This window comes from Pediococcus ethanolidurans, from assembly GCF_964062635.1.
In the GTDB taxonomy this organism is placed as follows: domain Bacteria; phylum Bacillota; class Bacilli; order Lactobacillales; family Lactobacillaceae; genus Pediococcus; species Pediococcus ethanolidurans.
On the sequence record NZ_OZ061250.1, the window covers coordinates 1,045,246 to 1,070,026 of the forward strand.

23 protein-coding genes, 1 pseudogene and 1 riboswitch are annotated in these 24,781 nt (G+C 36.7%); of the genes and pseudogenes, 12 read left to right on the forward strand and 12 right to left on the reverse strand.

Annotation, left to right across the window (positions count from 1 at the left end; all coding sequences use genetic code 11):
* Positions 1–33: 33 nt before the first annotated feature.
* The 3 genes from AB3219_RS05155 to AB3219_RS05165 all read right to left on the reverse strand — a co-directional run bounded on the left by AB3219_RS05155 (position 34) and on the right by AB3219_RS05165 (position 4,709).
* The gene (locus tag AB3219_RS05155; protein ID WP_367369343.1) at positions 34–2,307 is read right to left on the reverse strand and encodes a CDP-glycerol:glycerophosphate glycerophosphotransferase; all 2,274 of its coding nucleotides are present in this window, start codon (positions 2,305–2,307) and stop codon (positions 34–36) included.
* A 180-nt stretch (positions 2,308–2,487) separates the two neighbouring features.
* Positions 2,488–3,231 carry a DUF4811 domain-containing protein gene (locus tag AB3219_RS05160; RefSeq protein WP_260365808.1) on the reverse strand — a complete coding sequence of 248 codons (744 nt, stop codon included), beginning with the start codon at positions 3,229–3,231 and terminating at the stop codon, positions 2,488–2,490.
* On the reverse strand, positions 3,231–4,709 hold the full coding sequence (locus tag AB3219_RS05165; protein WP_260365809.1) for an MDR family MFS transporter: 1,479 nt from the start codon (positions 4,707–4,709) through the stop codon (positions 3,231–3,233). Before AB3219_RS05165 ends, AB3219_RS05160 begins: the two co-directional genes overlap by 1 nt.
* 187 nt (positions 4,710–4,896) lie before the next feature.
* Here AB3219_RS05165 and AB3219_RS05170 point away from each other — a divergent pair, with 187 nt between their 5' ends.
* The 4 genes from AB3219_RS05170 (at position 4,897) to AB3219_RS05185 (ending at position 7,487) form a co-directional block, all read left to right on the forward strand.
* Positions 4,897–5,352: a MerR family transcriptional regulator gene (locus AB3219_RS05170; protein WP_253953570.1), complete on the forward strand. Its 456-nt coding sequence runs from the start codon at positions 4,897–4,899 to the stop codon at positions 5,350–5,352.
* Positions 5,353–5,491: 139 nt separating this feature from the next.
* Positions 5,492–6,430, forward strand: a complete 939-nt coding sequence (locus AB3219_RS05175; protein WP_260365811.1) for a hypothetical protein — start codon at positions 5,492–5,494, stop codon at positions 6,428–6,430.
* The gene (locus tag AB3219_RS05180) at positions 6,417–6,608 is read left to right on the forward strand and encodes a hypothetical protein (RefSeq protein WP_260365813.1); all 192 of its coding nucleotides are present in this window, start codon (positions 6,417–6,419) and stop codon (positions 6,606–6,608) included. Before AB3219_RS05175 ends, AB3219_RS05180 begins: the two co-directional genes overlap by 14 nt.
* Positions 6,609–6,668: 60 nt before the next feature.
* Positions 6,669–6,793, forward strand: a riboswitch (FMN riboswitch).
* Between the two features lie 115 nt (positions 6,794–6,908).
* Entirely contained in the window at positions 6,909–7,487 is a 579-nt protein-coding gene (locus AB3219_RS05185; protein ID WP_260365815.1) for an ECF transporter S component, read from the forward strand.
* Positions 7,488–7,579: 92 nt separating this feature from the next.
* On the opposite strand, the gene AB3219_RS05190 is transcribed toward AB3219_RS05185, so the two are convergent.
* Positions 7,580–8,656, reverse strand: coding sequence for a Xaa-Pro peptidase family protein (locus tag AB3219_RS05190; protein ID WP_260365816.1), 1,077 nt, complete (start codon positions 8,654–8,656; stop codon positions 7,580–7,582).
* A gap of 152 nt (positions 8,657–8,808) precedes the next feature.
* Between AB3219_RS05190 and AB3219_RS05195 the strand changes: the two genes are divergently transcribed.
* Positions 8,809–9,363, forward strand: coding sequence for a GNAT family N-acetyltransferase (locus tag AB3219_RS05195; protein WP_260365818.1), 555 nt, complete (start codon positions 8,809–8,811; stop codon positions 9,361–9,363).
* 652 nt (positions 9,364–10,015) lie between these two features.
* Here AB3219_RS05195 and AB3219_RS05200 read toward each other — a convergent pair.
* The 6 genes and pseudogenes from AB3219_RS05200 to AB3219_RS05225 form a co-directional block, all read right to left on the reverse strand.
* On the reverse strand, positions 10,016–10,855 hold the full coding sequence (locus AB3219_RS05200) for an IS3 family transposase (RefSeq protein ID WP_367369344.1): 840 nt from the start codon (positions 10,853–10,855) through the stop codon (positions 10,016–10,018).
* A gap of 35 nt (positions 10,856–10,890) precedes the next feature.
* Positions 10,891–11,616, reverse strand: coding sequence for a helix-turn-helix domain-containing protein (locus AB3219_RS05205; protein ID WP_216754746.1), 726 nt, complete (start codon positions 11,614–11,616; stop codon positions 10,891–10,893).
* 137 nt (positions 11,617–11,753) lie between these two features.
* Positions 11,754–12,503, reverse strand: coding sequence for a potassium channel family protein (locus tag AB3219_RS05210; protein WP_260365583.1), 750 nt, complete (start codon positions 12,501–12,503; stop codon positions 11,754–11,756).
* Positions 12,504–12,551: 48 nt separating this feature from the next.
* The gene (locus AB3219_RS05215) at positions 12,552–12,914 is read right to left on the reverse strand and encodes a DUF1304 domain-containing protein (RefSeq protein WP_216762781.1); all 363 of its coding nucleotides are present in this window, start codon (positions 12,912–12,914) and stop codon (positions 12,552–12,554) included.
* Between the two features lie 61 nt (positions 12,915–12,975).
* The gene (locus AB3219_RS05220) at positions 12,976–14,952 is read right to left on the reverse strand and encodes a CDP-glycerol glycerophosphotransferase family protein (RefSeq protein ID WP_260365584.1); all 1,977 of its coding nucleotides are present in this window, start codon (positions 14,950–14,952) and stop codon (positions 12,976–12,978) included.
* Positions 14,953–15,234: 282 nt separating this feature from the next.
* Positions 15,235–15,837 (reverse strand): annotated as a pseudogene (locus tag AB3219_RS05225) (nitroreductase family protein).
* A 171-nt stretch (positions 15,838–16,008) separates the two neighbouring features.
* Here AB3219_RS05225 and AB3219_RS05230 point away from each other — a divergent pair.
* From AB3219_RS05230 to AB3219_RS05255, 6 genes are all read left to right on the forward strand, one after another.
* Complete coding sequence (locus AB3219_RS05230) at positions 16,009–17,721, forward strand: SH3-like domain-containing protein (RefSeq protein ID WP_367369345.1); 1,713 nt, start codon at positions 16,009–16,011, stop codon at positions 17,719–17,721.
* A gap of 39 nt (positions 17,722–17,760) precedes the next feature.
* Positions 17,761–18,228 (forward strand): VOC family protein, encoded by a 468-nt coding sequence (locus AB3219_RS05235; protein WP_216754225.1) that lies wholly within the window; start codon positions 17,761–17,763, stop codon positions 18,226–18,228.
* Positions 18,229–18,302: 74 nt separating this feature from the next.
* The gene (locus tag AB3219_RS05240) at positions 18,303–18,626 is read left to right on the forward strand and encodes a hypothetical protein (protein WP_057805366.1); all 324 of its coding nucleotides are present in this window, start codon (positions 18,303–18,305) and stop codon (positions 18,624–18,626) included.
* Positions 18,627–18,775: 149 nt separating this feature from the next.
* Entirely contained in the window at positions 18,776–19,609 is an 834-nt protein-coding gene (locus AB3219_RS05245; protein WP_216754224.1) for a YitT family protein, read from the forward strand.
* A 70-nt stretch (positions 19,610–19,679) separates the two neighbouring features.
* A complete protein-coding gene (locus AB3219_RS05250; protein ID WP_260365586.1) occupies positions 19,680–20,294 on the forward strand; it encodes a histidine phosphatase family protein in 615 nt (204 codons plus the stop codon).
* 101 nt (positions 20,295–20,395) lie between these two features.
* Positions 20,396–20,911 carry a hypothetical protein gene (locus tag AB3219_RS05255; protein ID WP_216754223.1) on the forward strand — a complete coding sequence of 172 codons (516 nt, stop codon included), beginning with the start codon at positions 20,396–20,398 and terminating at the stop codon, positions 20,909–20,911.
* A 246-nt stretch (positions 20,912–21,157) separates the two neighbouring features.
* Here AB3219_RS05255 and AB3219_RS05260 read toward each other — a convergent pair whose 3' ends face one another.
* Positions 21,158–22,009, reverse strand: coding sequence for a hypothetical protein (locus AB3219_RS05260; RefSeq protein WP_260365587.1), 852 nt, complete (start codon positions 22,007–22,009; stop codon positions 21,158–21,160).
* A gap of 161 nt (positions 22,010–22,170) precedes the next feature.
* On the opposite strand from AB3219_RS05260, the gene AB3219_RS05265 reads away from it, so the two are divergent.
* Positions 22,171–23,481 carry an IS1380 family transposase gene (locus tag AB3219_RS05265; protein ID WP_147156990.1) on the forward strand — a complete coding sequence of 437 codons (1,311 nt, stop codon included), beginning with the start codon at positions 22,171–22,173 and terminating at the stop codon, positions 23,479–23,481.
* Positions 23,482–23,896: 415 nt separating this feature from the next.
* Here AB3219_RS05265 and AB3219_RS05270 read toward each other — a convergent pair whose 3' ends face one another.
* Positions 23,897–24,712 (reverse strand): FAD/NAD(P)-binding protein, encoded by an 816-nt coding sequence (locus AB3219_RS05270; RefSeq protein ID WP_260365596.1) that lies wholly within the window; start codon positions 24,710–24,712, stop codon positions 23,897–23,899.
* Between the last annotated feature and the right edge of the window lie 69 nt (positions 24,713–24,781).

The following is a 24,781-nucleotide window of genomic DNA, read 5'->3' on the forward strand; positions in this document are numbered from 1 at the left end:
ATATATATTTGATGTTTTATTTTGAGATATCTTTCAAAGATTCCGAAAAACCTTATTTACTACACGTTCAGTAGCATGCCCATCTTCCCATGCGTTGAATCGTGAACTGAATAAGTGATAACGATCAGCATATTTGTTTTGAACTGAATCTAGATGTTCAAGTGCATCCAAAACATCATCAGAAGTCTTTAACAATGGACCGGGTAGATCTTTACTCATATTTAGATAGAATCCTCGGAGCACGTCAGCGTACTGTTCGTAGTCATAAACATAGAAAAGAATCGGTCTTTTTAAAATAGCATAGTCAAAAAAGACGCTTGAATAATCTGTAATTAAAACGTCCGAAATCAAATATAATTCGGCAATATCATCATAGGAAGATTCATTAAAAATAAAATCTCCAAATTCACTTGTATCTAAATGGTTGGCAATAAAATAGTGGGTTCTTAAAACTAATACAAAGTCGTTAGACAGTTTATTTCTTAGCTTGCCAATATCTAATTTTAATGTAAATTTATACTTACCAACTTCAAAATAATCGTCATCACGCCAAGTTGGTGCGTATAAAATTACTTTTTTATCTTGAGGTATTCCTAGTTTTGATTTTATTTTTTTGGTTTTTTCTATTTTGTTGGGTGCATTTAAAATATCATTTCTTGGATATCCACTAGGTAGCATCTGTTTTTTAGGATACATAAATGCATGCTCAAAAATATTGCTTGAATATTGATTAGGTGAAATGAGAAAATCCCATTGCCTTGACTGGTGATAAAAAACTTCTTTATATAAAGGGTTGGCACTAGCTACATTATCCATATCAAAAACTAGATGTTTTAGTGGCGTTCCATGCCAAGTAGATAAAAGTGTAGTGTTTTCTCGCTTTTGAAACCACTTGGGTTGGCGCATATTAATTACTTGATATTTTGAAACTGCTAAATAATACATGTAGCGGAATCCGAAGCGCTTTACAAATACTGTATTAGAGTTATTGGCTGGAAAATTAGTAAATTCAGGATTAATTACCCAAACATGTTTAAATTTACCAGGATAATTTTCTTTTAAAAATTGATAAATATATTTTGGACTATCTGATATATTTCGTCCAAGAAAGGATTCATATAATATCACGTTTTGTTTTATTGGTAACTTGGTAAAAATATACTGATAGCAAAGTTTTGATACACTTTTTAAGGATCGGTGATCAGATTGTCTAAGTCGATTGATTTGCCGTAAAAATTTTATTATTTTACTGCGATGTATAGCTTTTTTATCTTCTTTTTTAGCAATCGGACGCAGTAGCCAGCGAGTAGTCAGTTTTGCCGTTTCTTGAGCTTCTTGTCCAGTGATAGACAGCCATGTTCGTAACAAATCAAGAATAGAATTGATTTGTGTTCCCATGTTTTCTGGTTTTGCCAGTGCACTGCATAGATATATGTTTATGTAATCTACACATTGATGGATATATTTAGTTTTCCAAATTTTATTTGATAAATACGGTAGAGTTTCAAGCCAATTGCTTATCATATAAAACCACATTTGAGAACTCTCAGTTTGCGTTAGGGAAGGATCATTAATTGGATCGTTATGTCTTATTTTAATATAACTAGGAAAGATTAATTTTGTATAAGTGTTAATTTTTTGACCAATAGTTACCATGAGCATATCTGAATAAAAAATTGGATTAGTTAAACCATAAAGAAGTTTATTTCTTGGGAATAATGTATTTCTTATTACTTTGCCCGTAAGGTTGAGTTGTTCTGTGAAAACATGAAGCCTTTTATTTTTCCGATATGAAGAGAACTTTGGTAATGCTTGTTTCTTTGAATCCTCAAAATCCAATGTTGAAAAGGGCGGTTTATCTAAGTCGTTTTTCTCAGTTTTTTCTCCACCCCACTTGGGTAAGTAATATTTATTCTTTTGTAATTCTCCAAAAATTGTTTTTGCGGGTTCATATGTTGGGTAATTGGAAAGATCCACTATATCAAATTCATTTGAGTTAAGTAAATTTGATAATTGAGATAAACAATTTGGAAATAATAGATCATCTGCGTCAACAAAAACAAGGTATTCACCAGAAGAAAGACTTACAGCTTTATATAGAGCACTTCCAGGAGTTGACTGTGGAATAGAAATGGTTTTTATTTGGATACTTTCACTAGTTAGCTTAGAGAAAGGAACCTTGGGATCTGCCTCGTAAGCAATAATCCATTCGATATCTAGATAATGTTGTTGTTCAATACTAACTTGTAGAGTTTTTAATTTTTTAATGTCTCGTGTTTTACACGGAGTAATAATACTAAATTTCATAGAATGAGATTCTCCCAAAATAAGCGAATAAATACTTACACAAATACTATCTAAGTATAATAAAAACTGATAACTAAAGCAATTAGTGCTTTTTTTCGTTTTTCGTTTCACAAAAAAATGCTAAGAAATTTTTTGTGAATTTAAAAACTTAAAGTTCTTAACACTTAATTGGAAAATATTCTATTTTTTAACTTCTGCCACCATCTTTGCCATTGCCTGCTTTTGATAAGCAGCGGTGGCTTTTTTAGTTGCAGCAGCTGTCAGGGCCTTTTGTTTGGCAGCTGACATAGTTGGATCTTTCTTCATAGCTGCTGTAACTGACTTCTTAACGGCAGCCATGACATAGGCCTTTGCTTCTTTTTTCATGCTTGCTGAATTTTGTTTAACAAGTTTTTGAAGCTTTTTGGCTTGAGCAGAACTTAAGGTTAACCAGTCTTTATTAATTTCAAGCGTATTACGATGCTTGATTAATTTATGGTTATTTCCAGCAATTCCGAACCAGAGTTTGTAACTTGAGTTCTTATATACCCATCGCGTCGTCTTTGTCACAACGCGTGGTGTTCCAGAAACAACTTTAACTTTGTTGGAAGTGTTGGTTGGATCTGGATTTGTTGTGGTAGGGTTCTTTTGTGTCTTATGTTCTTTATAGATATAGACACGTTCTTTGCCAGAAGTTCCTACATCTTGATATAACAACATTTTCATTTGACTTGAAGGTGAAACAGAAATCAAGTCGGTTGTCGTGGTGGTCGTTACTTTCTTCATACCAAAGTGATCACGGTCATTAGCCACCATTAAAGCCATGGAGACAATAATTAAGGCGGCGATGATTAAGCTACATAGCATACGCCAAAAGGTTTTGGGGATGCTAACCATACAGATGAACAATAGAATCGCGAGGATAATCAAAGAAAAAATAATCATTAATCTTCACCTCCATCTAAGGCATCGCTTTTGATTGAGTGTGGGCTTCGACCACTAACGAAGAAGGCTACAACCAAACCAAGTACACAGAAACCAATAGCTGCCCAAAATGTTGCGTGATAACCGCTTAAAGTGGCGTTTAAGGCACTATTCTTATAAGCAAGTGGTGCAGACTTCAACAATGATTTGCTAGGCATATCATTGGATGTCACGTTTGATAAAATACTTACCAAAACAGCCGTGCTGACAGATGAAGCAACCTGGCGAAGCGTGTTATTAACAGCGGTTCCGTTACTCATCATGCTAAATGGCAAGGCATTCATACCGGATGTTGTAACTGGCATCATCGTCATCGCAATTCCGGCCATTCGAATGGCATAAAGGACCACAATGTAAGCTACCGGAGTTGTACGAGTAATAAAGGCAAACGGAATTGTTCCAGCAGTTAACAAGAACATTCCAGTGATTGCTAATCGTTTTGCACCAATTCGATCAAAGATTCGACCTGTAATGGGACTCAAAACTCCCATCATTAAGGCTCCAGGTAACAAAGTTAGGCCGGATTTGAAGGCAGAGTCACCACGAAGAATCTGTAAGTAAAGGGGCAAAACCATTTCAACGCCAACCATCGCCATCATTGAAACGGAACTTAGAAGAGCAGAAATTGAAAACTCTGGATTCTTTAAAACACGTAATTCCAAGAATGGCTTTTCAACAGTAAGTTGACGCCATCCAAACAAAACAATAAAAATGACACCTACGATTAAGCCAGTAATGACAATTGAACTACCCCAACCTTTTTCACCAACTTCGGAGAAACCATAAAGTAAGGATCCAAAGCCAAGTGTTGAAAGAGCAGCAGAAATCCAATCAAGATTAGACTTCTTTGTTGGTAAGACACTCTTCATTAACCAAAGACCAGCAATGATTACAATGCTGACAATGGGAATGATCATTCCAAACAAAGTTCGCCACTGATAGTTGTCAATGACCCATCCAGAAAGTGTTGGTCCAATTGCGGGTGCCACTCCAATAACTAGTCCAGCTAATCCCATGGCAGCTCCACGGCTGTTAGCAGGGAAAATAGATAACATTAGGGTTTGAAGAAGAGGCATTGTCACACCAACTCCTAAGGCCTGAACTAAACGACCTGTTAATAAAACTTGAAAATTTGGAGCCATGTAACAGGTAATGGTTCCAATCAGAAAAATAAACATGGCACTCTCATATAAAATTTTTGAGTTAACTCGTGAAGTTAACCACGCACTAATCGGAATCATAATTCCGTTTACCATCATAAAACCAGTAGTTAACCATTGAACAGTTGATGTGTTGATATTAAAACTCTTCATTAAAGTTGGAAAGGCGGTTGTTAAAATTGTTTGATTCAACACCGTACAGAAAGTTCCGACTAAGAGGAGTGCAACAAGTAAGGAACGGTTATATGGTTTTCCATTTGTATCGATTGCTTTTCCCAAGATGATGCTTCCTTTCGTAAAAAAATGTTCAAGAACTAATATAGGCCATTTACTTTTTATTGTCAACTAATTTGACAATAATGTTAAAACATATATAATTAGTGTTAGTTATTCTAACGAATACGTTTTCTTTTCTGACAAATAAATTATAAATAATAAATTAAAAAGAAATGGAATGAAGGTAAACATGAATAGTGATTTTATTCAAAGAGTAAGGACGATTATGAAGGCACATGATTTCCTATTGGGGATTGGTGATATTGCTAGTGCGACAAAAGTGTCACAACGTCAACTTAGATATTGGGAGAAAAAAGGATACATTCATCCCGCAAAGTCGTCTGAGGAACGACGACACCGTAAGTATTCGTATCATACGTTGATGAAAGTAGCTATGATTCAGTCCTATGTTGATTCTGGGTATACGCTTAGTGTCGCGGTAGAGAAAGCTTCTCAGCACGAAGAAATGTCTAACGCTTTGAAACATTTAATTGGTGATCGTTTACGCGATTTTAATATCCTTGAAGATGGTTATGAATTAGATTTCGGCATGGTTGAAGGTGTTTCTCAAGATAAGAGTTTGATCGCAATCATGCGCAAGGATCGACCAACCGAATTTGTTTTACGAAATAATAGTAATGACTAATCTCTGCTATGAAAATTTTGAGACTCTTCTGTATGATTTAGTGCTACACTTAGTGGTGTTAAATACATAGCAGGGGAGCTATTTTTATGCAAAAAAATCAAAGTGGGTATCTCGACTGATTTGTGGATTAGCTGTAGGGTTGATAACTTTAAGTGTGGGTGATTCTGCGTTTGCTGCAACTTATACCCAAAAAGGAAACGCACTGTCATCATACAGTGCTAGTAAGTTTAAGTATGTGAGCAACAGTAATTACTATTTAACTGGTAATTTTACTACCAAGAAACAATATTCCTATGCTGCTGGTTATAAAACATCGACCTTTCAAACTAAACCTGATTCAGTTAACTATAAAAAGGGAAATAAGAAGGTTAGTTTTAAATCAAATTATTTTTTACCAGTAACAAAGTGGAAAAATTTGAGTTGGGGAAATCCACAAAGCTTTGCAATGACAAGTGCTGATACGGCTTATGTGTTCTGTACCAGTGGTTCTTACGGCTGGATTACAAAATATAATTTGAAGGCGTTACGAGCTCTTGGAGCAAACAAATCCGGAAAAATGGATATGATTCGACGAGCCACTTTTTACAACGCAAATAGTAAAAACTATCCAACTCAGAATCAAAATGCCACCTATAAAAAAGTGTTGAAGGCGATCAAAGTTGGTCCTAAGTTCAAAAATTTCGGTCATGGCCAGTCACTAGCATATAATCCTAAGGATAGTTCACATTTGTGGTTTGTGGGTACGGGCTTAGCGTCAGGTAACCATGTATCGACAAAGGCAAATGTACAACGTGTTAAAATCAGTACATTGAAGCCTGATAAAAAAATCAACTTTCGCTTTAAGAGCAAGAGTGGATACATTGCAAGTGGGCTAAACTTGGCGTTTGATAAATCGGGTAATGCTTACTTAGATTCAAAAACTGGTAGTCGAAGTTTGAAGCTTTTTAAAGGAAAAATTTATACTAAATCAGTTAAGTTCAGTTTGGTTATGCAGGGAATTAAGTATGCACCGGGTCCACGAACACAGTCACTTGCTTATAATAAAAAGCGTAATCGTTATATATATGATTGCAGATGACAGCGTGATTTCCGTTCCTGTTTATAAATTAGGTAAGTTGAAGAAGTCTGATGTGCAAGCAACTCAATTTAGTGCTAAACGTGAATTTGAAGGTATGCAGTTCACCAGCGATGGTAGTTCTTACCTACTAACGAATAAGGGTGCTGAAATTATGAAAGGTAGTACGAAATCCTTCTAAAACAAATGGCTAGTCATTTGTTGAAAATTAGTGTAATATAGTTTTTGAAAATTAAATAAGGTTCGTCTTCAGGGGCAGGGTGAAATTCCCGACCGGTGGTTGTAAAGTCCACGACCCATCCTTGTGATGGTTGAATCGGTGAAATGCCGATACCGATAGTTAAAGTCTAGATAAAGAAGATTGGGTTATTTGGCTTACAAAAAATTCAACTGATCTTTTATGCTCTGTTTTTGCATAAAAGGTCATTTTTTTGAGAAAAATAATCCACCTGGGATGAGTCCTTCAAGGAGGATGTCTCACATGGGTAACAAAAGAGTTACACGTTTGGTGGTCATTGCTATGATGGCTGCAATTTCTTATGTTTTATTGTTGTTCGGTTTTCCAATTTTACCAGGATTTTCATTTTTGAAAATCGATTTTGCCAATGTTCCTATCTTGCTTACAATGCTCATCTATGGGCCAGGAGCGGGCGCAGTTACTACGGCAGTGGCTGGCTTGCTTGATATCGTAACTAAGGATAGCAGTATGGTCGGAATAATTGGAATTGTGGCTAATTTCTTGGCTACAATGTGCTTTGCACTTCCTATCTATTATGCGTTGAAGAAACATATGGATCAGGGAATAAAACAGCAGGCACGGTACTTAGTTCGGGGAATTGTTTTCGGTACCGTTCTAATGGCAATTTTCATGAGTTTAGTTAATCTTTTCATTTTATTGCCAATTTACTTCAAATTGGTAAGTTTTCAAGTCAGTGTGTCGACTCTTAATATGGTTCTATATGGAGTTTTACCCTTCAATCTTATTAAAGGAGTCATTGTGGGAATTGCGACGGGTATCATTTACGCACGGATGATTCCGTGGTTGCAAAGTCGCTTTTAGACTGTTAAACATTCATAAAAAATAATGGTTGTTTGGATAAAATTATCAATGTGATAATTCAATCTAAACAACCATTTTCTATTTTTGGCGCATTAATTCAAAATAATTAATTCGCGAGTAATATCCGAGAGCCGTTGGCAGCCAGTTTTAGTGACTAGAACGTCATCTTCAATGCGAATGCCACCAAGGTTTGCAACGTAAATACCGGGTTCATCCGTTAAAATTTCATTTTGAGAAACTTTAAAATTCGGCATAGCTCCGTAACTTTGAGGATATTCGTGAATATCTAAGCCAATGCCATGACCGATACCATGATTAAATTCTTTACCATAGCCTTGTTCCGTAATGAAATCACGACCAATTTTATCTAAAGTAGTACCAAGAACACCGGGTTTAATGGCATCCATTACTTTTTGTTGAGCTTTTTTCACAATTTCGTAAATTTGTTTTAGTTTGGGATCAGGTTCGCCTAGTGCAATGGTTCGCGTAATATCTGAGGTGTAGCCGTCTACATAATACCCGAAGTCAATGGTAACCATTTCACCTTTATTCAAGATTTTTGTGGTAGCGTCTCCGTGGGGTATGGCCGCTCGTGGACCGCTGGCTACGATTGTATCAAAAGAAGCACCTGAGGAACCATGGTCTTTCATCCAGTTATCTAGTTTGTTGACAACTTGAATTTCAGTCATACCGGGATGGATTTGAGTGAGAAGGTATTTAAAGCCCTGTGATGAAAGAGTGATTGCTTTTTCTGTGGCTTCAATTTCTTCTGGCCTTTTCACTGCGCGTAACTGATCAATAACTTGAGAAGTAGCTGTTAAAGTGAGATTTGGTAACTTAGTGAGTTGAAAATAATCTGAATAAACAATGGTATCCTCAAATCCCAAGTGATCAATGTGCTGATCGGATACTATATTAGTGATGATTTTCATGTAATCACGTGTAATGGCAAGATTGATGTGTTTTTCAAGACGTTCGTGAAGGTCTTCTTCGTAACGAGCATCAGTGATCAGAGTTGCATTGGTAGTGGTAATAAGTAGACGGCCATCACCTTCAAGGCCGTCAAAACCGGTTAAATAAAGGAGATTGAAACGACTCTCAACTAGAAGGGCATCTATTTTTAAATCGTCTAATTTAGTTTGTAATGTGTGAATTCGTTGAATGTACATAAAAAAGCCTCTTTTTTTAAAGTGTCATAAATTTAGTTTAACCTAATTTTAATGAAAAACAACCTGATTCAGTGAAATGTAAAAAATATTCAAATTGACTTTTAATGTTTATTGGCTTATATTTATTGGCAATTTAACGAGGAGGTTGAAGGATGACAATTGAGGAAAAACTATTACTTAATAATCATTTAGAAACGCAACGGTTGTTATTAAGACCAGTTACGGTTGAAGATGCGGAGGATATGTACGAGTATGCGAGCGATCCGGAAACTGTAAAGTATATTTATGCGCGTCATAAAAATCTTGATGACACAAGAACACAGATTCTTAATTATTTTGTGAAGGATCCTGAAGGCAAGTGGGGAATAGAATTAAAAAGTAGTCATAAGTTGATCGGCAGTATTGATTTTCGTTTAGATGCTAAAGATTTAAAGGCTGAAATTGGGTACGCAATCGGTCGTAATTATTGGGGAAACGGTTTTGCCCCAGAAGCGGCTAAACGACTTTTGAAAATGGGTTTTAATGATTTAGGATTGAAACGGATTGATGCTTTGCATTGTTCAGAAAATCTGAAGTCGGGGCGTGTGATGCAGAAAATTGGCATGCAAAAAGAGGGACTTTTGAAAAATAACACGCAACTTAAAGGGCGAACTGTTGATGATATTTTGTATGCCATTACGGATGATCAGTGGCAAACTCAGCAATAATTTTATACGAGCATTTTAATTGTAACCGATTGCAGGACATGATATTATAATGGTGAGGAAGGGATAGGATCCCAACCGTAAAGTTCTTCTCAGAAAGATCGTTAACTGGTTAAATTTGAATCAGTCCAGTAAACGAATGTTTTAAAAACATCATCTACAGACGTGATGTCAAAAAAGAGTCTGGGATTGAGTTAGAGATAGACAGTTAACGAGGGAACACCTTAGTTTGTTGGAGGATTTTCAACATCGATAAGATAAACTGTATGAACGATCGAAGTGTTCGCTAAAGCTTGAGGCAGTGTGGAATCAGTAGGTGACTACTTGAATCGCACCGGTAGATAGAAAAATGAAAAATTCAAGTGGGCTAGAACGAAGATCGATAAGGCACAATTAGTGAGAATAGCGAATGTTAGCAAGTTGTGATGTTGCGCAAGGTCTTACGAAACAAAAAAGTTAGTTGTGAAGGTGTAAGATTATTTCAAAAAGCACAGTATTAATAGGTTGGGAAGCTTCCTCATAAGGGAATCCAAGAAATGAGAAGATCTTGGGTTCTTTTTTTATGCCATGGGTGAAATAAAACGATAATGAAAAAAATAGACGCGTCAGAGATGGCGCGGCTCCTTGTCAAGTAGACAGTCAAATAATTAAAATCTTATGCATTTTTTTGAACGGCATGATTCCGGTATTCTTCCGGAGTCATGCCGTTTAGTGTTAGTTGGCGTCGTTCCGTATTATGCCATGCAATGTACGTCTTGATGATGCCGACAAGTTCGATTTCTGAAAGAGGTGCTTTGAAAGCCAATTCTTCTGTTTTCAACTGGCTCCAAAAACACTCCATTGCACTGTTATCACCTGGTGTTCCTGGGCGAGACATGCTGTGCACGATGCCTTCTCCGGATAACAGGGTGTTATAACTACCAGAAGTGTAAGCCGAGCCTTGATCGGAATGAAGAAATTGAGGCTTCACACCGTGGTTTGCTTTCAAGGCTTGCGTGATCGTTTCTGATACTAACTGCGTTGTCTCTGTGCTCGCTACACACCAGGCAATAATGCTGTGATCATAAAGATCTTTGATAGCGCTCAAACGTAATCGTTGTTTCTTACCTGGTCCGAATCTTAGCTCGCTACAATCAGTTACCCAAGTCATGTTTGGTTGCTCAGGAGCGAAATCGTGGCTGCCGTCTTCATGAAGTAATTTATTGGCGAGAATATACTCCTTCTTTTCTGCTTTACGATCGCGTTTGGCCACACGAATCGATGATTGAATACCGTTACGACGCATAATGCGCCGCACACGTCCTTGACTGATATGATAAGGTGTTTCCTTATTAAGATACATAGTCATCGTACGAACACCATAAATATAATTTTTTGACTCTTCACGTGCGATGATATAGGCCAAAATTGCTTTATTTTCGAGTTCTTGCGCTGTAACCTTGCGGTGAGTCCACTTGTAGTATGCAGCACGAGATACACCAACATATTGGCACATGAAACTAACCCCATACACTTGATTTGTGTCTGGGTTTATTTTTTTGGTAAGTGTTTGAACCGTGAGGTACTTTTCTTCTGTAGGGCATCCATCCTTTCGAACTCTTGGAGTTTTTTTAGCACAGCGACCTCTGTGGAGATATTGGCTAACCGTGCCTTGAGACGCTTGATCTCTAAATCTTTTAGTTCCAGTTCAGTCAACTGACCAGTATCTTCCTTGGCCTTACCGCGGCGGTCTGCGAGTGCGTCGGGACCACCTTGCTTGAACTTTTTGACCCAAGCATACGCTTGGCCATAGGACACGTTAAAATGAGTAGTCGCGGCAACATAGTTCATCTCGTTGGCAATGATCCATTGTGCGATCTCGATACGTTCGACCTGTTCTGTCTTTCTGCCATCTTTCATTGGGATAGTCCTCCTAGTGGTTGTGAGTACTTTACCACTAGTATACCGTTTGACCCACTGGTAGATGACAGAACTATTGGGAATATGGTATTGTCGCGCAAGTTGAGGATATGATGTTCCACCCGCTAGATAGGCCTGAATCACCTCCATCATGAACCCCTTTGAATACGTTTGTTGTTGGTGTCGACTTTGTAACGCCGCTACGCCACCTGCATCATAGCGTTCCACCCACTGAGCTATTTGCGAGGAGTGGACATCGTACTTCTTTCCAATGGCCCTGGCTGCCATTCCCTCCTTTATTAAATTAATATAGAAGAGTTTCTCTTCCACACTATATCTTGAACCCTTTCGACCCATAAAAAATACTCCTTCCTCAGCAGACAAGTTTTAATTATTTGCTTGTCTACCTTGGTAGGAGTATATCCGGTGGAAAATTTCCACGAGAGACGTGCCTATTTCTATTTACTGTTCTATTAAGCCGCTCTAAAAACATTTCATTTTTTTAAATTCGTTACTTCTTCTTTGAGCCCCTTAACTTCATTCAGCAAGGTAATGTTTTGTTGATAAATTTTATCTAATTCTTCTTTATGGTCGGTCTTATTTTCGTGAACAAAAAAACTCGTAATTGTACTAGTTAACATACCAATCAAACCAATACCAATGAACATTAGCAGGACGGCTGCCAACTTTCCAATAAAAGTTTTGGGACTGATATCTCCATAGCCAATTGTGGTGGTTGTTGTGATTGCCCACCAAATGGAATTGGGTAAACTGACATTTTCGGCTATGGAATATAAAGTGGAAGCAATAAATAGCAAAGCACTGCTAGCATAGATTACATAGATGAATCCATTCGTTTTTAAAAAACGTTTTACATTTTTGGAAAATTTTCCCGTCAGGCCAATTATTCGTGTAAATCTTATAATCTTAAGTAGTCTAGCAATTCTCACTAATCTGGCAACTCGCAGAAATGATGCAACAGAGTTAAACGGAATAATGGCTAATAGATCAAAAATGTTATTTATGAAGAATTTACCTTTACTCTTTGCAAGCAACATTCTGGTAAAGTAATCAAATGCAAAAATAATAAGGATTCCATTATCAATAAAATTGTAGGGTGCTTTGTTTAGATTAATTAAGTTTCCAAAATCAAGAATTGATAAAATAATGGATATAATTGCTAAGATCGCGATAGTTACATTATATGAAATTTTATCAAATAAAACGGTTAATTTATTTTTCACAAAAAATACTCCCAAACCAACTATTATATTTAAACAGTGTTAATAAAATCACAAAAATAACAAAACAAACACAACTGTAGCAGGTAAAAGTTGCAACGTAAAAATCTTCTTAGTTGCAGTTAATCCCCCGTAAGTACCAACGATCATAACAAAAAACATTAATAAACGCATGATTGTCAATAATGTGGATCCACTGAAAAAGAATAGGACACTAATAATTAATAGTCCAAGGGCACCATTATAAATACCTTGATTACTTAGTGCAGTTTGAGTGTGTTCTTGGTTAACAAATGTGAACGGCATATCAAAAGCCTTTGCCTGCGTTTTTGGACCTGCAAACATTTCTAGGAACATAATTCCTAAATGCTCTAGTCCCACTAACGCGGCTAAAATAAGTGCAAGTATTGTCATAATTTTCTCCTTAGATTTAAAAATTGTATTTTTTTATTCTTTTTTAAGAGTCATATAGTTATTACAGTTTATGCAATAATTGAAAAATACGATCACATGCATGATGGTCCTGAAATTTATACAGATTTTGCGAAATTTGACTTGCGTATTTTCTATCCAATCGATTATTTTTGACTTTTAATTTCAAATTAGAAATCAATTCGTCTTCTTCTGTGATGACTGGTCCAGGCAATAGTTTTTTCACGTGATCACTAATTGCTCCATTGGCCGGCATTCCATCAAATTGATAAAACAAAACGGTTCGTTTAAGAAGTGCGAAGTCCAAACCTACACTTGAAAAGTCAGTGACCACGATGCCATGAGATTTTAAAATGTTTTGAACAGTTTGTTGTCCTTCAATTAAAATGTTTACTTCCGCAGAGTGAAATAAATGAGCATATTTTTGAAAATTTGTGTGCAAGTAAAAATCTACCGTTAAATGATTTTTTTGTTTAAGATCACGTAATTTTTTTGAGTTCAGTAGATGATTTAGTTTTTTAAAATACTCTGATTTCACAAATTCCTCATCTGAAAGATTTAGCAGCGCTTCACGCCAGGTAGGAATTAAAAGAATTCTTTTTCTCTTTAAATAAGAAGTCAGTTGGTTATTATGTTCTAAAAGTTGGTCAAAACGTGCAAGACCAGTGACGACAACATCTTTATCAACGTAACCTAGTTTATCAATGACTAATTGTTTTTCTCGATCTGAGCTCACAATAAATTTATTAGTAAATTCAGGGTGCGTATCGTTACCGTATAAATGATCAATATTACGAAGAGCGATGATACCGTGTTGTAAAAATACTTTTTTGATGGTTTCCTTTTTTTCAATAAATAGATTATTTCGAAAAGGTAACGCGTAATCGGAAGAGTGTGTGTGACATAAAATATCTGTTTGCATAAAGATCTTGACATGTTCAGGCGAATCATAAAAAACTACATGATCCATATAATCTTTCAAATTGCTAAGATCTGGTGAATCTCGAGTAATTACAAAATATGGATTAAATTCGGCCGATTTTTTGTGCAATAAGTATTTAAAAAGAACTAAGCCGTTATCCTGTGCTTTTTGAGGATACTCACTGATTAAAACAGTCTTTTCATGTACGTTTTTTTGTGTTTTTTGAGGATTATTTTTAAAAGCAAGATAAGTTTGATAAGTATCTTTAGGAACTAAAGCAATTCGATAAGATAGGTTGTTATATTTAGCGGTGCCATACCAATATAAATATAGTAATAAATTGTTTGAGTATGGAACTATACAATCTACGTTACAGATGGAATTATAGGCTACACGAAATTCGTGTAGTCGAACTTTAAGTGCCACAAAATGTGGTTGGATTCGAAGATCAAAGAATTGTCCATTGTAACCATTTAATCTAATGTTTGGTGCGATTTCTTGCAGTTGTTGAGCAGGTTGATAAGCAATTTGAAAATGATTGATGAACGTGTTGAATCCCACACGTTCACAAGAACTAGGTTTGAAATTAGTCAACATAACGGATTTGTCCAACTGCCGATGAGTGATTTTCAAATCTAGTGTTTTTATTGGGAAAAATTTTGTATAAACTGCTAGATTTAAAAGTACGTTTCCTTGACTAAATTCGATTTTTTCTACGTGATTTTTTTGATAATATGCATTTGACTTGGGCAGGAGGTTACACATAAAACGTAAGGTATTATTAAGCGATAGATATAAGGATAATTGAACGCCATTTATGGACGTTTGAATGGTTTGATCGCTTTCAAATTGTTTCAATTGTATTTGAGATAAATCAATTTCTTGGTGATCATCAAAAACAATATAGGCACGATCATATTTGGAAGTATCCAGAATAGCAAGAATGTCCTTGGCAGATATTTCAAAATGCCCAGCATTAGTTTTTGAAAAAGGGACTTCTACGTTGGTTTGTTTGTTCCAGACACGTAAGTTATTAAAATCCATTTTAGAGATAATGTGAAAAACATTGTTGTATAGATAAATCTCAATTTGATCCATAAGTCCTCCATTATTAAAGAAAGTGATTATGATTTCTGCACTATTTGAACAAAACTATGTACATTTAAAATTTGTTTTTAAAATCATAAATTTAAACTATTTTATAGTTATCTTTTCCAATATTACTATAATTATTGTATGCGCATTTAAGTAATAATTGCAAGACAACAATGATGAGATATGTGATTCATCTTTTACAGAAATTAATACTTAATTTTAACTAAAAAAGCATCTTCAAACAGTGCAAGTACACCGTTTAAAAACGCTTAAAACTAGCTTATTTTATTTTAAAACTTTAAATCGATCACTATCTGCCACGTACGTTTTTGCAGCAGCAGCCTTTTTAATAGAGCCAAAAGGCATTTGACCACGTAATTCCCAATCCGTTGGAATATCAAAGGCCAGACGAACTTCACCATCAATTAATGGATTGTAATGCTGTAAGTTAGCGCCAATATGATTGTCTGCTAGAGCCGTCCAAACATTTTGTTGCGCACCACCAATGCCTTGTTCCGCCCATGGTGCAATGTTTACCGCATACAATGGAACTTGCTTTTCATAGTCGGCCACAACACTGAGGTCGGTAAAATACAAAATTGTGCCATATGCAGCTTTGAAACTGGCGACTTTTTGTTTGGTGTTAGCATACACTTATTCGTTAGGAACTTCGGACTTTAAGCGATTAGCAACAATATCCCAAAGTTGATCATGTTTTTCACCATAAAGAATTACGGCACGTGTTGTTTGGGCATTAAATGAAGTTGGCGATTCTTGAACAGCCGTTTCTACTAACTGATTAATGTCGGATTCTGGCAAAGTCACATTTTTACCTAAATTATAGATGGAGCGACGTTCTTTTAGGATATCAAGATATCTAGTATTCATTTTCTAATCTTCCTCTCAATATTATTCCTAACTTATCGTATCACTTATATTTCGTAAGTAAAGTGATTGATAAATGTTGCAATCTAGTTACCATTAAGCAAATGATAAATTTTCAAAATTAGTAATGGTAGAATTAGATGGAAGAGTTAAGTAAAAGGGGTAAGAATCATTATGAATATTCATGTAAAAAAAGAAATTGAACGGGCACTGCTGGCCGGGACGGCGATGCTAATGTTGACAACGCCGGCATTTGCTAGTACTCAACATACGGTGACTGGAAATAAAACAGTCAGTCATACTGCGAAGGTAGTGATTCGTCAGTATCGAGCTAAATCAAATAAAAAAAGAATCTACACACTGAAGTCAGCTGGTCACAGTAAATATACGTTAAAAGCTAAATATTACGTACATAGTTTTACTAAGTTCACATTAGAGAGAACCGCAAAGGTCAGTGGTAAAACGTATTACGAGGTAAAGAGTCCCGCTGGATACGCTGGCTGGATCTGGTCGGGTTATCTTGGCAATCCGACAACATATTATAGTAAGCTTTCAGCCAAAACACTTCGGATTAAATCAAATGCGACAAATGATTTCTATAACCATGTTCCTGGCGGTGATTATGGGAGTGGCAAACTTACGCACTATGGTAAAAACTACCGTGGTAAAACAGTTACTGTTACTGGTGAAGCTAAAAAAGTTTACAAAACTCACTATTTTCGTGTGTCTTATAATGGGAAAAGCTTTGGCTGGATTTACGGTGGTGCCCTACAAAAAATTCCTGCAGTAACCAAGAAAATAGTTAATGGTATGCCAGTTTATACCCAATCAGCAGTGGCTTTGAAGGCTTTCAGTACAAGCAAATACTCATACGTAAATAATCCAAATTACTTTTTAAATGCACCTAGTTCATATGGTGAGGCACCTGGATATTCTAAATTATTTAATACAGTTGCAAACACAATTAAACGAAAAAAAGGAACTGGTAAAACAGACTTCACAACGGATCTTTATTTGCCAGGTACAGTCAAAAAGAGTGGTGATTTGGCTAATGCACAAAGTGTTGTTATTGATGGAGATACTGCTTATGTGATGAATGAAAGTAAAAGTAAGACTAACGATCAAGGCTTTGTAGTTAAATATAATTTGCCTGAATTAAGAAAACTTGCGAGTGATTCCAAAGATTTATCTGTCTTAAGACGAGCTGCTAATCGTAAAATGAAGGGTGAGACGTTAACGGATGACGAAAAGGCCGCGTTAACATGCATGACAATTGGACCAACATTCACTACAGGTCATGGACAAACAATGGCACTTAATCCAAAAACACATCAAATTTGGTTTATTGGTAAAAGTGGGACAAGTACGGAAACAAGTAATATTCAAGAATTAAACAAAAGCACGTTACGTTCCGATAAAGAAATTGACTTTAAAATGGGTCAAAATCAAACAACACCAAGTACACTGACTTTTGATAGCAATGGAAACTTCTACGCATATGTTAAAAATGCCGCAGCTTGGGCACCTACTAATAGTTTGAAGCTTTATAAGGGCGTTATTAATTCAAATAATACGGTCCAAATTAGTTTAATCATGCAAGGGTTGAAGTATGCACCTGGAACGCATTCACAATCAATGGGATTTAATGCAGTTAATCAACGATTGTACTTTGTTTCAGATGGGAGTATTCTATCTGTGCCAGTTGCTAAATTAGGAAAACTGTCTGCTAAGGATGTACGTTCTGAACAATTTCAAACTTTTGATATTGATAACAAAAAAATCAATACTCGCGAATTTGAAGGCTTAACTTTTGATCAAACAGGGACTGGTTATCTATTAACTATTCGTGGCGTTGAATTAATGCGGGCAACTAGTTCAAACTTTTAGAAAAATAACTCAATCAGATTTTTTCGGGAGGAATTAAATATGACGGCTCATAGTGCAATTTATCCTTATCTAACTTTTTCCAATACAAAAGAAGCGCTTGACTACTACAAAATAGTTTTTAATGCCCAGGACATTGTTCGATTACCAGTAACTAAAGAAGCTGCAACGGCTATGCATGTTCCTAATGACGTGGATTTTTCACAAATGACCATGCATGCAGTTTTTACAGTACTGGGCGTGTGGTTGTACGCATCAGATAATTTTGAACAAAATCAGAGTTTAACTAATAGTACGCGGTTACTAATTGATATCGATAGTGATAACGAAAAAGAGTTAACGGCAGCACAAACGTTATATCAACAATTAACGCAAGAACCTTCAGTTAAGATTAATATGCCATTGGCCGATCAAGGTTGGGGCGCTAAACTAGCAATGTTGACGGATAAATTTGGTGTTCAATGGATGCTACAAATTCGTTCTTGGTCAAAAATGCAGAATCAGAATTAAAGTCGTTCATCTTGTTTTGGCAGCAACTTTTGAGATATAATGCAAGTTATAATATGCAGAAGTGAGGTTGAACAATGATATCGGTATTTGATGTAGTGCGAATTAGTCGGATTGATCATACTGTGGTGAATAGTCGCCAGTTAGTCATTACCGATGAAAATGGGAAACCGAATGGTCTATTAACAGATTTGCTGCGCGATGTTGTCGAAAAAATAAATATTTTTATGACAATTTCTTTAAGTACCACGGTAGATGATGTGCTAGTTTCGTTAAGCAACAACACACCGTTGCCAGCCGATGCCTTGGTAGAATACGAAAAAATTCTAACGGAGACGGTTACTAATATTAATTTTGCGCCGCGAAAAAGTGTGATTGAATTGGTTCTGGATCATCATTAAAAAAGTAAAAAATTGAGACATGAGAATTTTTCTCTAGTCTCAATTTTTTATTCTTAATATTTGACAAAAATTATACACATCATTAGCTTTTTTAACTGAAATTTGTAATAATTAGGTTAGATATTTAAAACGAAAGGAAAGGTGATGTGATGAAAAAAAGAGAATTTCATTGGTTGACTCAAATGGGCTTAATTATAGTGGCTCTCGAAATTATCGCCATTAGTATAAACATGTTTTACGCACCTCATAACGTTGCTTCAGGAGGAACAACCGGAATTGCAATTCTGTTACACGAAAGCTTCGGTTTCAACATGTCACTTGTTGTCCTGATTTTAAACGTTGCAATGCTGGTATTATCCTATTTTACTTTGGATAAGGCCACAACATTGCGAATTACGTTTGGTAGTCTATTTTTACCGATCTGTTTAGCCCTAACTCCGCAGATCAAGTTGGTTGATGATCGATTATTAGCCGTGATCGTGGGTGGTGCCATTTTTGCTGCGGGAGTTGCACTTTTATACCACATCGACGCCTCTAGTGGCGGGACAACGGTACCACCATTGATTTTCAAAAAGTATTTCAATATAAAAACGTCGTTTGGCCTTTTAGCGATTGATGGACTGGTTTGTTTTTTCAACGTGTTTGTTTCTGGTTTTGAAGCCTTCTTTTTAGCAATCCTCTCCTCAATTCTGACCATGTTTATTATGAATTACATTGAAACTGGCCTGGATCGAAAAAAAGTAATTTATATCATGAGTGATAATAATTTGGAAGAGGTTAAACATAGTTTGGTAACCGTGATGGAAAAGGGATTGACCATTTTTGATGTCAAAGGTGGTTATACAGGTGATCAAAAACAAATGTTAATGATTGTTGTCGAAAATGCTGAGTATCAACACATTTTAAATCGAATTCACGCGGTGGCTCCTGATGCGTTTGCGCTTGTGTACAATGTGGCGGAAGTTCGCGGTGGAAATCTGTAAAAGCGTTTTGAATTCTTGCTTAAGAGCTGTAGTATGTAATTAATAACTATAGATAAAGTGGGGATTAAACATGACTAATTTTTACATTGTGCGCCATGGCGAAACACGTGGAAACATTATGGGCTTTAAACAGGGGCAAATCGATGGTGAGCCTTCACAACTTGACGAAAAAGGCATCGAACAGGCCGGAACGTTGCATGACCATTTTGACATCAGCTTTGCAGATCGAATTATGGTTAGTCCGTTGACACGAGCACAGGACACGGCAGATTTATTGAATGAAGGCCGCCATTTGCCGATTGAGGTTGACGATCGTTTACTAGAAATCTCATATGGTGATTGGGATGGTCAGTATGATACGGACTTAAAAGCTAAGTATGGCAAGTATTTTATTCCTGGCAGTAATGCAATCTATCCTGACTATTATGAAGTAGCAAATGGTGAAAAATTTACGGATGTAGAAAATCGAGTCGCGCAGTTTACTGATGAAATTCGTCAGAAGTATGCAAATCAAAATATTATAATTGTGACGCATGGATTTACGGTTCGTAGTTTTGCCCAGAATGCAGTGAAAGCAGCGGATCCATTAGCGTTTAAAGAACCGTTAAATTGCAGTGTGACAAAAATTGAAGTAGCAGAAAATGGGCAACAAGGTTTGTACTACTATGGCAGAGTGTTTGCCTAATAGTGAACAGTGCCAATTTGATTTTGGAGAAATAAACTTACAAGAATAAATAAGCGAAAAAATTAAAAACATAATCACTTTTACAAAAAAAGGAGAATCTCATGAAAAAAACAACTCTATTGCTGCTTTCTTCCGCATTCTTTTTATTAGGTGGATGTGCAAATAATTCTAATAATTCGCAATCAAGAAATGATGAAACAAGTTCTTCAGTTTCTAAAACCAGTTCTTCAAAGAAAAGTTCAACTGTAAGTGAGACTTCATCTAACCAAGTGGTTGATAGTGATAATGAAACAACATTGTTATCAAGTACTTGGCAATTTGACAAATTTACTGTACATCAAATTGAAGCTGAAATTGACGATGGACAGTTAGAAGTAAAAGTTGAATGGCAGCCTAATACAGAGAAACGAGCCGCATTTTCCAATTTTGGCCAAGTTAAAGTTACACAGAATGGTCAAACTTTGAGTTCAGTTGAACAAGATGATGATTTTGATGCGGATGAGGCCATTCGTGATCTTGATCTGACTTACAGATATCAGAATAAAACTAATCCGGTTAAAATTGAAATCAGTTCGGCAGATGGTGAAAAACATGCTGTTAGCTTTAAATTACAGTAGGTGAAGTGCGCTTTACTACTCTATGAACTTTTTATGCTTACTAATAAAACCACATGAATGAACAAAGCTTTTGATGGGAATTTCTCGTGCTCTCGCTTTGCTGTGTTTATGTGGTTCTTTTGTTTTTGCTTCACTCACTAGTTTAGGACAGCTCCGCAAAACAGTCTCGTAGCAATAACCAAGGTTCCCAGTCAGGAATTCTCCTGACTTTCACCTCGCTTATTGCTACAAGACTTTCGTTTTGCTTCACTCACTATACGTCATCATCTGGTTCGCTATCATATCCGCCATTCTCAATCGGACATCATTCACACTTGGAATCGGACTTCCATTTGTCAACCAATGGCGGCCCTCCGTCGTAATTCCCCACACATACACATTTGGCACCGGCGTCCCATCATTATCAATCAACTCCGCCGTCTCCGTTGTCACATCCATCGCACCCAACTGCTCAGTACTGCCATCCTTAAAATGCAATTCATACGGCCGCGCCATTCCCGTCTTCAACAAATCCTGAATCAGTGGATTCTTACTAATTCGAATATCAATCGATGCCAATCGCGCTTCAATCACGCCCGTCACCGGCACTTTATATTCTGGGAACAACTCGGAATACGCCACAAAATGCGTCTGTTCCGTTGCTAATTGTAATTTTGGCCCTAAAATTTCAACCACTCCAGCCTTAATCAAAGCCAATAGCTGTTCTAATCGTAAAATTGGCGGTCCCACTGCAAGAAAACTATTAAAACTGTTGAAGCCACCTAAAATATCCTTTGCATAGTCTTCATCAGAAATTAACTTATAAGTAATGACTTTTCGAATGTTAGTACACAATTCACGCAAAGTATCCATTGCACTGGCAAACGGACCTGTCTTATTTCCCCGTTTGGCCTCCGCAATGTCTTGCTCCAGATACGCTAACATGACTTGCTTAAAATCGTTAGCCGTTTTCACATTTCCTTCAGGATGCGCCAGTTGATCCCAATTTAAGCGATCGTCTTTAGCGATTCCATAGCTATCCAAGACGTGATCCGAGAGCGGATCCTTTTGAAAAGCCTGTTCAAATTCATGAAAACTAATTCCCCCTGAAATATTCATAAAAAAAGAACTAATGCTAGTGAATCCTTGATATCACTGGCGTTAGCTCTTTTTATTTTGGCACCTTTTAAGTGCTAAAAAATGTTATGTAAAAAAGGAGTCCTTTCTGATATAGTTATTATCGTCTAAAAAACAACCAGGAAGGAAGGATCCCTTTTCATATGACAACTTTACAGGAAAACCAAGCACATTTCAATTCCAAATTACATATTTCTCACACTGGTGGTGAACTTTCAAGTGATGCGGGTTTAGTACTCATCAAAGAGGTCATACACAAACTTGATTTCGCAGACCTTGCTCAAAAATTAGTTTCATTTAAAGATCAACGACGCTATTACCAACACAGTAATGTTAGTCTAATGGAACAGCTATTACTACAGAAGATTGCTGGCTATGCCACCGATCAGGTTGCTACCAGTTTGCGTTTTGATCCTATTTTTAAATTGCTACTTGATAAGCCTGCTATAGCTTCACAGGCTTCTATTTCGCGGTTTTGGCAACGCTGTGATGAAACGACTATCACTTCTTTACAAGTGTTAAACCAGACTCTGCTTGACCGAGGACGCCTGACTACCAATCAAACGGAACTAATCATTGATGTTGATTCGACCCATTCTGATACCTTCGGTAATCAAGAAAGTAGTGATTTCAACGCTCATTATCAAACGAACGGCTTTCATCCATTGGTTGCCTTTGATGGCCAAAATGAAGCTTTTTTAGCGGCCCAATTGCGACCAGGTAATGTTTACACCAGTAAGGAAATTCACTCATTTTTAGAGCCTCTATTACAGCATTATCAAAATAGTCTACCTTGTACTGAAATCCTGGTCCGTGGAGATAGTGGCTTTGCCACGCCGGAGCTTTATGATACTTGTGAAGAACACAAAGCGTTTTATCTAGTCCGTTTAAAAGCTAACCGCCGATTGCGTGATTTGGCTGAAGGCTATGTACAAATTGACGATGAACAACAATGGGATCAAACCGAGATTCACTATTATTCAGCTAAATATCAGGCTGGTTCTTGGGATCAGCCTCGCCAAATCTATATTAAATCAACGCGTGAAGCTGGTGAATTACTCTTTAATCATGAATACGTGCTTACCAACTTAACCAAATTAACGCCAGAAACTGCCTTCGAATTATACCAACACCGTGGTCAAATGGAAAATGATATTAAAGAGGCCAAGGAGGGTTTCTTTTTCGACAAAACTAACAGCACAGGTTTTATTGAAAACCATGCGCGGATGATGCTGAGTGTCTTAGCTTATAATTTAGTGAGTCTCTTCAAACAACTATCCTTACCGCCGCAACACGCCAGTGTGCGTGTTGGAACGCTTCGTCTTTGGTTGTTCAAAATTGCGGGAAAGTTAGTTCGAAGTGGTCGAAAACTGTACTTAAAATTAAGTAGTTCACATGTTTATCAAAAATTGTTCTATCAGGTATTGGCCAAGATTCAACAATTACATTGGTAGCTATCGAATCGCTCTAAATTAATCAAAATTTTCAAAATAACTCTTTGTGAGTTTATTTGAAGCACGCAAATTTTAATTCGTACATCATTTTTGACTTAACGACATGCGATTTCCTTGTTGAAATTCAAACCCATTCAAAAACAGCCCTCGCAAGGGCTGTTTTTTTAAATACATAAACATTATATTTCGATCTATGAATATTTCAGGTTCCCGTATATTTTTGTGCGACTAGTTTTGTGTAATACGTACATGCCACGTCGGAATAAATGTAATTTAAAAATTCTTGACCACTCATTTGTTCCTGATGGCGGATCATATGGGCCACCAGTTGGTTCGACAAAAAGTAGAGTGGACGCGTTTCACCCACAACCTTTTGATCAAAGCCGCGTGCGTGATAAGGAAAACCGCGACCTGATCAGGCAAAGATCTTGGGTTCTTCACCCGAGGCCTGATAAGTTAAGGTATCATCCGAATTGCGATAAAACTTACCACCACGATGCTGAGTCAACATAATCATGGCATCCATAAAGTTTAAACCAAGACCGCGCAACAGGATATGACTTTGGGCAGGGATTTTATCAAAATCCTGTTCAGCTGGATAACCAGTTCGTAGATAAGATAAATGATGCGCATGTGCAAACTGAGTTAAGTCTCTTTCGTGAGTAGAAAGTTGTGACATTCCTTCACCTAACGCCAATGAAACTCCGTCAAAAGTCTCCGCAGCATCATCAAAACGTAACTCATAAGTATGGTGAGTTAAACGTTTGATACCAGTTACGGTAGTTTTATGAAAAATAATATGGACGGTTTTTGAATTTTGTGCATAAAGTTGTTGATAAAACCATTCCTGGTAAATCCCAAATAGGCCACGACTGGCATAACTCTCTGGAGTTAAATGGGCGATTTCATTTAAGAGATAGTTGGCTTTTTTATAATTGTTTTCCTTAATAAAAGTTGTGCCAGAACGACGTGCCCATTCAAGCAACGTCGGTCCAGGTATAACAGGGCCTTCCATTTCAATTGTATGATCTGTAAATAAGGTAATTTTTGCTGCTAAGGAATTCATCAAAAGCTCATGAGGTTGATCAGGTCGCCAAACACGACCAGCGATGCCCGCTGGATCAAACAAATGGATTTCAAGATCTGGAGCAGACACTCTTTTATTCCAAGCCAATAGGCGTTCAAGTGCCATTAAATTTCGTGGGCCAGCACCAATAAGAGCTAATTTCATGACCAATCACCGCGTTTCTATAATTTCGATTCTTCCTACCATATCGTAGCACAGAATCCTACAAAAAGG